The 9,160-nt window shown below is 42.0% G+C and carries 11 protein-coding genes and 1 tRNA gene; 11 read left to right on the top strand and 1 reads right to left on the bottom strand.

Features of this window, described 5'->3' with window-relative positions; translation table 11 throughout:
- The 9 genes from ACE1AQ_RS07670 to ACE1AQ_RS07710 form a co-directional block, all read left to right on the top strand.
- The coding region (locus ACE1AQ_RS07670; RefSeq protein WP_374808172.1) for a M10 family metallopeptidase C-terminal domain-containing protein at positions 1–637 on the top strand (637 nt) is incomplete at its 5' end.
- Between the two features lie 300 nt (positions 638–937).
- Entirely contained in the window at positions 938–1,585 is a 648-nt protein-coding gene (locus ACE1AQ_RS07675) for an SH3 domain-containing protein (protein WP_253257720.1), read from the top strand.
- A 446-nt stretch (positions 1,586–2,031) separates the two neighbouring features.
- Positions 2,032–2,931 (top strand): lysophospholipid acyltransferase family protein, encoded by a 900-nt coding sequence (locus ACE1AQ_RS07680; protein ID WP_008202276.1) that lies wholly within the window; start codon positions 2,032–2,034, stop codon positions 2,929–2,931.
- Between the two features lie 141 nt (positions 2,932–3,072).
- Entirely contained in the window at positions 3,073–3,849 is a 777-nt protein-coding gene (gene fabG / locus ACE1AQ_RS07685; protein WP_002782849.1) for a 3-oxoacyl-[acyl-carrier-protein] reductase, read from the top strand.
- A gap of 118 nt (positions 3,850–3,967) precedes the next feature.
- The gene (locus ACE1AQ_RS07690; protein ID WP_008202279.1) at positions 3,968–4,735 is read left to right on the top strand and encodes a proteasome-type protease; all 768 of its coding nucleotides are present in this window, start codon (positions 3,968–3,970) and stop codon (positions 4,733–4,735) included.
- A gap of 31 nt (positions 4,736–4,766) precedes the next feature.
- Entirely contained in the window at positions 4,767–5,504 is a 738-nt protein-coding gene (locus ACE1AQ_RS07695; RefSeq protein ID WP_008202281.1) for a sulfite exporter TauE/SafE family protein, read from the top strand.
- A 119-nt stretch (positions 5,505–5,623) separates the two neighbouring features.
- Positions 5,624–6,043: a M48 family metallopeptidase gene (locus ACE1AQ_RS07700; protein ID WP_110544769.1), complete on the top strand. Its 420-nt coding sequence runs from the start codon at positions 5,624–5,626 to the stop codon at positions 6,041–6,043.
- A complete protein-coding gene (locus ACE1AQ_RS07705; RefSeq protein WP_008202285.1) occupies positions 6,036–6,923 on the top strand; it encodes a M48 family metallopeptidase in 888 nt (295 codons plus the stop codon). Before ACE1AQ_RS07700 ends, ACE1AQ_RS07705 begins: the two co-directional genes overlap by 8 nt.
- Positions 6,902–6,986 (top strand) — tRNA-Leu (locus ACE1AQ_RS07710). Before ACE1AQ_RS07705 ends, ACE1AQ_RS07710 begins: the two co-directional genes overlap by 22 nt.
- Before the next feature lie 335 nt (positions 6,987–7,321).
- Here the strand turns inward: ACE1AQ_RS07710 and ACE1AQ_RS07715 are convergent.
- On the bottom strand, positions 7,322–7,906 hold the full coding sequence (locus ACE1AQ_RS07715; protein ID WP_008202288.1) for a hypothetical protein: 585 nt from the start codon (positions 7,904–7,906) through the stop codon (positions 7,322–7,324).
- A gap of 596 nt (positions 7,907–8,502) precedes the next feature.
- On the opposite strand from ACE1AQ_RS07715, the gene ACE1AQ_RS07720 reads away from it, so the two are divergent.
- Positions 8,503–8,739 carry a hypothetical protein gene (locus ACE1AQ_RS07720; RefSeq protein WP_008202290.1) on the top strand — a complete coding sequence of 79 codons (237 nt, stop codon included), beginning with the start codon at positions 8,503–8,505 and terminating at the stop codon, positions 8,737–8,739.
- Between the two features lie 6 nt (positions 8,740–8,745).
- Positions 8,746–9,051 (top strand): hypothetical protein, encoded by a 306-nt coding sequence (locus tag ACE1AQ_RS07725; protein ID WP_253257719.1) that lies wholly within the window; start codon positions 8,746–8,748, stop codon positions 9,049–9,051.
- Positions 9,052–9,160: the final 109 nt, after the last annotated feature.

Raw genomic sequence — 9,160 nt, forward strand, 5'->3', positions numbered from 1 at the left:
AACCATCGACGGGACAGGAGTAACAGGAAAAGTCACCATTGTCGGTGATTGGAGTGCCAATAACCTCGACTTCTCTAATACTGCTTTCGTCGGTGACAATATCCAAATCAATGGCTATTGGGGGAATGATAATATCACTGGTAGCACTGGTAATGATGTCATTATTGGTGGCGGTGGTGATGACATTCTTATCGGAGGATTAGGGTCAGATCAACTAACGGGAGGTGAAGGTCGGGACCGTTTTATCTTCAACACCTTTGATGAAATCGGTCAAGGCGCAAACCAAGACAAAATCCTCGATTTCAATACTGGTCTTGATACTATTGACATCTCTGGCATCGATGCCAACTCCCTCAACGATGGTAATCAGAGTTTCACGTTTATTGGTGCCTCGGATTTTTCAGGTCAAGCGGGACAACTGCGCTATATTGACATCTCTGCCATCGATGCCAACTCCCTCAACGCTGGTAATCAGAGTTTCACGTTTATTGGTGCCTCGGATTTTTCAGGTCAAGCGGGACAACTGCGCTTTGACGGCGGTATCCTTTGCGGGGATACCAACGGCGATGCAGTCAGCGACTTTCAATTGGCGGTCGCTGGAGTGTATAGTTTACCTGTCACCAGTATAGTGCTGTGACATCCTCTGGTTTGAGGCAATACGCTCTTACTGCATTTAAATGAGTGTTAGCAGAAGTCCCTCGCTTTTAGTGATGGGACTTCTGCTGATACCAGATTAAATTGTATTCAGAGCAGATAAAGCATCAAGGATGAAGGGAAATCCCGTGGGAGAAGCAACCCTCTGGGGTGTTACTTCTTAAACAATTATCTTTCGCTCTCGGTTTTTGCTCTGTTCTTTCCCCTTACTAGGGGTTTATTCTCCAAATCCTGCTTGATCATTACTTTCTATTACTCCTCTAAACAATAATTCAAGATGAGAATGTCAAACATTTTAAAAACCAGCTTACTCAGTTTAACAATTTATAGCTTGATCAACCTTTTCTCCATAAAGACACAAGCAGAAATAGGCGATCCGAATGGTTCCAATAATCAACCCCAAACAGGCTGGACACTATGGCAACGTTGGGATAAATTAACCGATGCAAAGATAGATTTCGGTTTCTCCAATATGGACTTAGGAGCAGGACTAGAATTACAGCAATTATGTTTTGGCGAAGTTGACACCCCCAATGCAGAGAAGAAACAACAAGAAACCTACTGGTGGAGATTAGATAATGACATCAATCAAATAGGTTCGGGAAAAATACAATATGGCTGTTGGATAAATGGTCAATTCAAAGGCACTAATACTGTTACTGCCTATAACACCTCTTTAGGAACTGTTCCTTGCTTGCGCGTTAATAGTTCCGTGAAAAATGGCTTAATAATTTATGAAGACTCTACCACTAATTCTCGTCCTTTAGGCATCGTTAAAAGTGGCCAAATGATTAAAGGCGAATTTTTTCCTTTAATAATCTTTACAACCAATGATAATCTGAACTGGGTGGTCATAAAATCACCACAAGAAGGCTGGATATTAACGGGGAAAACCGGCATCAATGAAAATGTTTCTTTATGTAAAAACTAAAAACTTAACCTACGGAAAAATTGGGTTTATAGCTCCTAATCAAGAATTGAAAAATAACTTCTTAGGTATCCCCCCTACCTCCCCTTTCAAAGGTAGAAACCGAAGGCGAGGGGATTGCGTAAACCGTCCTCTATTCCTTCAACCACGCCAAAAAATCTCTCTACTCGCGCTTAGAAATTAATTGAATGGAAACATCCTTTTCCTAGCTGAGAGACTATCGGTCTTAGAGTCGTTTCTAGTCGCAGATATGGACAAGCTGGTGATCCTAAATCAGATGGGAAAGATGCTCTTTAATCCCCTAGTTATTTTATTTCTTCTGTGGGAGGTGCGCCCTTGCAAGTTCTTAAGTGCTGTATTATTGATCAAGGAAAGCCGTTCTTAAATGGCGGGTTTTTTAACCGAAATTTGCGATAATAAGATGCGATTAAATTATCCACTGGCCATCAATGCAGATTTTTAGCTCTTTTGTCTCATCCACGGCCACTTTTGCCGAATTATCCCTACAAGCGGCCAAGGCCCCTGTTGATACCCTCACGGGTTGGTCATTAGAGGATCGCGATCCGCAAGTGATCGAAAAATTTGTCCCCCTTCTGGATTGGTTTTATCACCATTATTTTCGGGTTAAAACCGATGGTTGGGAAAATATTCCCCCCTCAGGACAGGTATTATTCATCGGCTCCCATAACGGCGGTTTAGCGGCCCCCGATATGTTTATGATGATGTATGATTGGTTTCAGCGCTTTGGCAGCGATCGCTTAGTCTATGGTTTGATGGATTCGCGAGTCTGGCGAGTTTTTCCATCCCAAGCGCATCTAGTGGCCCAAATGGGAGCTATTCATGCTCATCCCAAAATGGCGATCGCTGCTTTGAATAGTGGCGCTAGTGTCCTAATTTATCCAGGAGGTGCTACGGATGTTTTCCGTCCCCACAGTTTAAGAAATAAAATTCATTTTGCCGGTAATCTAGCTTTTGTTAAACTAGCTTTACAGTACGAAGTGCCGATTATTCCCGCCATTTCCCACGGCGCTCACTCGACTCTGTTTGTCCTCGACGATATTTATCCTCAATTAAAAGAATTGCATAAAAAGGGTATGCCTTGGCCCTTCGGTATTGACCCCGGAACCTGTCCCATCTATTTCGGTTTACCCTGGGGACTAGCTATCGGTCCCTTGCCGAATATTCCCTTACCCGTACCGATACATACCCGGGTTTGTCCCCCAATTATTTTTGAACGTTACGGCAAAAAAGCGGCCCGGGACCGCCGTTATGTACGCGAATGTTATGAGAAAGTCTGTTATTTGATGCAGCAACAACTCGATCAATTAGTGGCAGCCAATTCTCCCTGATACTATAGAGGAAAGTGGGGACAGAGCGATCACACTTGAGCATTGCTGCGGTCAGATTGGCCCGCTTGTGAGATAATGAAGTGTTTTGAGCAAAGTTATCAGTACAAAGTTTTCTCTTGAGATTTGACGATTATTTGGGGAATGCAGAAAATTATGAAACTATTACCCGCAGAATGCCAGCATTTACAAGACAAAGTAGCCATAGTAACTGGGGCCTCGCGAGGGATCGGTAAAGCGATCGCCTTGGAATTAGCCAGCCAGGGTGCTACTGTAGTGGTGAACTATGCTAAATCTAGCAGTGCTGCCGATGCCGTTGTTGAAGAAATTACCGCAGCTGGGGGAAAGGCAATAGCTCTACAAGCAGATGTGGCTAAAAGCGAAGAAGTGGATAATTTAGTAGATAGTACCAAGGAAAAATTCGGTCATATTGATGTCTTAGTTAATAATGCCGGCATTACCCGGGATACGCTAATGTTAAGAATGAAATTAGAAGACTGGCAAGCGGTCATCGATCTCAATTTAACCGGGGTTTTTCTCTGCACTCGTGCCGTCAGTAAATTGATGTTAAAACAGAAAAGCGGCCGCATAATTAACATCACTTCTGTATCCGGTTTGATGGGTAATCCGGGTCAATCTAATTACAGCGCCGCTAAAGCCGGTGTTATCGGTTTAACGAAAACTTTAGCCAAAGAATTTGCCAGTCGAGGCATCACTGTTAATGCCGTGGCCCCCGGCTTTATTGAAACTGATATGACTCATGACCTCAAAGCAGATGAAATTCTCAAATATATCCCCCTCTCCCGTTATGGAAAACCGGAAGAAGTCGCTGGAATGGTGCGTTTTTTAGCCGCCGATCCCGCCGCTATTTATATCACCGGTCAAGTCTTTAACGTCGATGGTGGTATGGTTATGGCTTAATTCAGTTATCAGTTATCAGTCGTTGGTCGTCAGAATTTAGCTTTTTTATCCCAACTCTGGCACTCTCATCTCCCCACTTCCCAATTCATAATTCATAATTCATAATTTATAATTTAAAATGACTTACTGTTTAGGAATTATCAATCGTTTTGGCATTGTTATGGGGGCGGATTCTCGCACGAATGCGGGAGTCGATTATATCTCGGCCTATCGGAAATTATTTGACTTTTCGGTATCGGGAGAAAGAGTAATTATGGTCTGTACATCGGGGAATTTATCGATTAGCCAAGGAGTGATTCACGAACTAAAAAGAGATCTGCACAATCAAGAGGATAAAAATCTCCATTCTCTGACTCATCTCTACGATATCGCCCACTATATCGGTGATAAAAGTCGTCAAGTACAAGCTAGGGAAAGAACTTGGCTAGAACAAGATAATATTGATTTTAAATGTAAGTTTATTCTTGGGGGACAAATTAAAGGAGAAGAACCGCAATTATTCATGATTTATCCCCAAGGAAATCATATTCAAGCCACCAAAGAAACGCCCTTTTTACAGATAGGTGAAACTAAATACGGTAAACCGATTCTCGATCGCACCATTACCTATGATACACCCCTAGAGGAAATGGCTAAATGTGCCTTACTTTCCATCGATTCGACCATGAAATCGAATATTTCCGTCGGACCGCCCATCTATTTGAGTATGTATGAAGCGAATAGCCTAAGCCTACGTCATAAGTTACAATTGCGTCTAGGAGACCCCTACCTAGCCAAAATGCGGAAACTCTGGGAGGATTACGTCCGGCAAGCTTTCGAGGCTATGCCCAATGTGGAATGGCATTATACCGATGAAGACCCCAAAGAAGATATCATAATAGATTAAGTAGATCTTTTTAACTTAACTTGACAATTCGATGATCATTGTTACCTTGATGTTGGCAGGTAGTCTAGCTTGGTTTTTTAGTACCCTTGCTGGTGGGGGCAGCCCCCTGATTCTACTCCCCGTTTTAGGTTGGTTTCTCGATGCTGCCGTCATTCCTCCAGTTTTAACCACGGGGATGCTACTCGGTAACGTCCAACGCATGGGAATGTATTGGCGCGCCATTGACTGGCCCTCGACGGTGTGGTATTTACCTGGGGCAATTATGGGATCTACCCTCGGTGCTTTTGTCTTTGCCCATTTACAATTCAAATGGTTGCCGCTAGTTTTGGGAATTTTTCTAGTTTTATCCTCGCTTAAACAATTATTTCCCCAAGAAGAAAATCGTTTTTTTGAGATTAAAACTTGGTATTTTATGCCCTCGGGATTTATCTACGCTTTCCTGTCGGGATTAGTCGGCAGTACCGGCCCGATGATGAACCTGTTTTATATTAACTATGGGCTAGTTAAAGAGCCAATGGTGGCAACGAAATCCGTTCACATGGTAGTAGTTCATGTGGCCAAATTAATCGCCTACGCAGCTTTTGGAGTTTTACATCTGCCTTTTCTTGGTTACGGTTTATTATTAGGATTAGCGGCCTGGCCGGGCAATTGGTTAGGACAAAAAGTTTTAGAAAAAATGAGTCCCCAACAATTTAAACAAGCAGTGATGTTATTCGTTTCGATGAGTGGCCTATTGATGATCTGGCGAGAACGGGGCATCGTTTTTTAAAATTTTGCTGACAAGGGGACAAATTTTGCTAGAATACTAAATAAAGGCAAATTGTACTAAAACAGTGTAATACGCCGATCACCGTTAGATTTGCTCCTTGATTAACCCCGCAACTGAAAATGACAGAAACCGCCAATTTTACCCTCGAACAAGGTTTAGAACGCTACCAACAGGGAGAAAGTGCCGCCAGTTTATTGCCCGAATTTAAAGAATTAAGCGATCGCAATCCTAAAAATGCCGCCGTTTGGTCCTGTTTGGCTTGGTTATATATGCTCACCGATAAACCGGAATTAGCCCTAAAAGCCGCCCAAAAAGCCGTAAAACTCGATAAAGTTTCCCCCCAAAACCGGATCAATTTGGTTTTGGCTATGTTAGAAACCAAAACCGCTGGAGTTAGGGAACATATCGAACTGGTGCAACAATTAATTAGTTTAAACAAAGAAGTTCGCCAAGAAGTGGATGAAAATATCGCCGATGGTTTAGCTAGAAAACCCGATTGGAAAAGTTTAGAACGCGTTAAAGTTTGGTTAAATGAATAAGAATATGGAATTATCAAAACAGTTATTACTAGGCTTAAAAGCCAATGATTTTCGGCATCCCATCGACCTAGAGGCGACTAACTCCCTTAAACAGTTGCCCGGTTTAGATATAGCCGTGAGAAGTTTGTTAGGTTCCGTCGCTGAGGAATTCTTTTACCTAAATAATATTGCTGCTAGTGTTTTGGTGGGGGAAAAACAATTACCCGACCTGCATAATCTCCTCCTAGAAGCTTGCCGAGTTCTCGACTTAGAACCACCTCAATTATACATTCAACAAAACCCCGTTCCTAACGCCTATACCTTCGCCATGCGCGGCAAAAAACCGTTTATGGTGATGCACACTTCCCTAATTGAAATGCTGACTCCCGCAGAAATTCAAGCGGTAATCGCCCACGAATTAGGTCATCTCAAATGTGAACACGGCGTTTATCTGACTTTAGCCAATATTATGGTCCTAGCGGCGGGATTGCTGCCCAATTGGGGGACAATGTTAGCACGATCCCTACAGGAGAGAATGTTAGCATGGGTGCGCTGCGCCGAGTTTAGCTGCGATCGAGCGGCTTTATTGGCAGTTCAAGACCCCAAAATCGTCATGTCGGTGTTAATGAAGTTAGCCGGAGGTTCCCCCAGTCTGGCACCTTTATTAAATTTAGAGGCTTTTATCGATCAGGCCAAGTCCTACGATGCCGTCAGCACCTCGGAAATGGGCGAAATGTTAAAGGGTTTGCAAACCCAACAGTTAACCCATCCCCTCCCCGTCCTGCGCGCGCGAGAAATCGATCGTTGGGCCAGTTCCCCCGATTATCACAATTTGTTAAAGGGTTCAAAAATGGGTTATAATGATAAAGCTAAGGCCAAGGGCGAATGGCGAAATTGGTAGACGCACCACACTCAAAATGTGGCGAGGCAGCCCCTCATGTCGGTTCGAGTCCGACTCCGCCCATTAAAATGACAAAAACCAAGCATAAGAATTTATGGTGCGTTACCGCAATTTTAACTTAGTGTCAGCATTCTTCCCTCGCTTTTAGCGATGGCATGAATGATGACCAGTATATAGGGTTTGCTGAATATTACTGGAAGCCCTAAATAATCCCATCAGACAAGATAAATAAAATTCCCCTTTTTCAGGGGAATTTTATATTGAAAGATCACAGTTAACCCTAGTTTTCCTGTTTCGGCTGTTTTAACTTTTTCAACCATTCAGCCCGTTCTCGATAATTCATGTAAGATTTAGAGCCAGCTTTTATAACGTCACTTGCATCTTCAGATAAATATTTTTCATTCAAAGAATTTTGCTGGGCTGTATCGCTGTTGGATTCTGTCGCAAAACTGTTTTGCCCCTTGTTTAGTAAACCTGAAAGCATAGCCTTCCTCTCCTGGTGCTAGTGTTACCCAATTGATACCCTCCATCATAACCTGCTTTTCATAATAGGGGATCGCCTCTGAGAGAGAGTGCAGCAAAATCAAAGTTTCATGACAATCCCCAGTACATAGCGACAATGCCATATTGACTACATACCAGATTAACCATAATCCCACTGGCTTGTAAGATGTCTGTTTATCAATTCTCTCTAGATAATCGATGAATATATACTCTGGAGACTTATTTTTAAGTTCTTCAATATCTTCGACAGAGTCGTTAAATGCCGAAAAATGAACTAAACCTAAACACTTTCCATTAAGTGTCAGTTTAACTATTGCCTGATACTGAAAATCGGCTTTTTCCCAGAAAGACTCCCAATAGAATTCGCACTCTCCTCGTTTTAATGAGGGCATATCATCTTGAGTTGCTTCTGTTAATTCAGCTTGTCCAATAGAACCAGATTGATCTTGAAGGGTGACTTGATAACGAGGTAATGCCATCTACAGGATTATTCTGGGGTACATATTTCTATTATCTCACTCTCATGTAAGAGTTGCGCTAATTCAAGTCTGAATTGCACCACTGCCTGATCTATCTTCATAGAATACCCTATTCGGGGTACAGGGTAAGCGCAGGGAGCATCTCACCTTTGTAACCCCTAAATCAGGTTTTTATGTCAAGCTATTTTGAAAGCCTTGCTAGAAACCAGTTTTATAGATAAGTATAATTACTCACTTGCATAAATGAGATGCTCCCGTAAGCGCATCTTAACAATCCTTGGTAAAATTAACTTTGTGTGAGTTGCTTGCCCACGATTCAGGCATATTTGAGTAGAATTTGCCGTCTCAATTGTTAAGTAACAATCGACTAAATAGGTCGAGTTTGTCACTATTCTGATTGCCTATTATCACTTGACATTCCTATAGGCAGGTCTATCACAAAATCGGCCAATTATCAATAGCGTTTGAGATGCGCTCACCCAGTAATAAAGAATAGTTTTAATGCCAATCTGCGGACTTTTGCTCCGAAGGAACTGTTGGGATTAACCAAGGTTTGTTATAATTAATCCTATAGACAGTCGATCGAGAGCAACAATATGTTAAATGCAGTGGAATTTAAAGCCAAAATCAAACAAGGTATTATCGAAATTCCCGAAGAATACCAACAGGACTTGAGGGAAGACAGCGAAGTTCAAGTTATTGTGATCAAACAAACGACGACTAGAACGAATTCAGAACTCAAAAATCAGGAAATTATCGATGATTTAACCGAAAATCCCGTTAAAGTCTCTGGATTTCTCTCTCGTGATGAAATTTATAATCGCCAATCGTAAATAAAAATGTTAACCAGCTTTATTGATACTAACATTTGGCTTTATCGGTTCTTTGAGGATCAACGAATAGAAGTTTTGGAAAGAGAAAGAAAGCGCATTATTGCCACTTCTATTACTGAAGAATCAAACTTGATTATTAGCACTCAAGTTATTAATGAAATCTCCGTTAATTTGCTTAGAAAAGCTAATTTTCAGGAAGAGAGGATTAGCTCTATCAATCGAGAGCTTTACAATCGGGAGCATCCCAATTATGTAATGAGTATAAATGCTCGGAAGGGGGAGAAGGCTTTTGTAGTAACGATTCTGGTTTGAATCACACAATTTAGAGAACCGTTAAAAATCTATGAACTCCCGAAAAGGCTTGCCATCTAAGCATTTCGCATCTAAGTACAATTTCTTATTGCAAAAGTGGGATGCTCCC

It is taken from the genome of Microcystis sp. BLCC-F209, from assembly GCF_041928595.1.
GTDB lineage: Bacteria > Cyanobacteriota > Cyanobacteriia > Cyanobacteriales > Microcystaceae > Microcystis.

What these genes read in the sequence shown, in the direction of transcription:
- ACE1AQ_RS07690 (WP_008202279.1), top strand. Translation starts at nt 3,968, where the DNA reads ATGACTTACTGTTTAGGAATTATCAATCGTTTTGGCATTGTTATGGGG.
- ACE1AQ_RS07725 (WP_253257719.1), top strand. Translation starts at nt 8,746, where the DNA reads ATGTTAACCAGCTTTATTGATACTAACATTTGGCTTTATCGGTTCTTT.
- ACE1AQ_RS07720 (WP_008202290.1), top strand. Translation starts at nt 8,503, where the DNA reads ATGTTAAATGCAGTGGAATTTAAAGCCAAAATCAAACAAGGTATTATC.
- ACE1AQ_RS07675 (WP_253257720.1), top strand. Translation starts at nt 938, where the DNA reads ATGTCAAACATTTTAAAAACCAGCTTACTCAGTTTAACAATTTATAGC.
- ACE1AQ_RS07680 (WP_008202276.1), top strand. Translation starts at nt 2,032, where the DNA reads ATGCAGATTTTTAGCTCTTTTGTCTCATCCACGGCCACTTTTGCCGAA.
- ACE1AQ_RS07700 (WP_110544769.1), top strand. Translation starts at nt 5,624, where the DNA reads ATGACAGAAACCGCCAATTTTACCCTCGAACAAGGTTTAGAACGCTAC.
- fabG (WP_002782849.1), top strand. Translation starts at nt 3,073, where the DNA reads ATGCAGAAAATTATGAAACTATTACCCGCAGAATGCCAGCATTTACAA.
- ACE1AQ_RS07695 (WP_008202281.1), top strand. Translation starts at nt 4,767, where the DNA reads ATGATCATTGTTACCTTGATGTTGGCAGGTAGTCTAGCTTGGTTTTTT.
- ACE1AQ_RS07715 (WP_008202288.1), bottom strand. Translation starts at nt 7,906, where the DNA reads ATGGCATTACCTCGTTATCAAGTCACCCTTCAAGATCAATCTGGTTCT.
- ACE1AQ_RS07705 (WP_008202285.1), top strand. Translation starts at nt 6,036, where the DNA reads ATGAATAAGAATATGGAATTATCAAAACAGTTATTACTAGGCTTAAAA.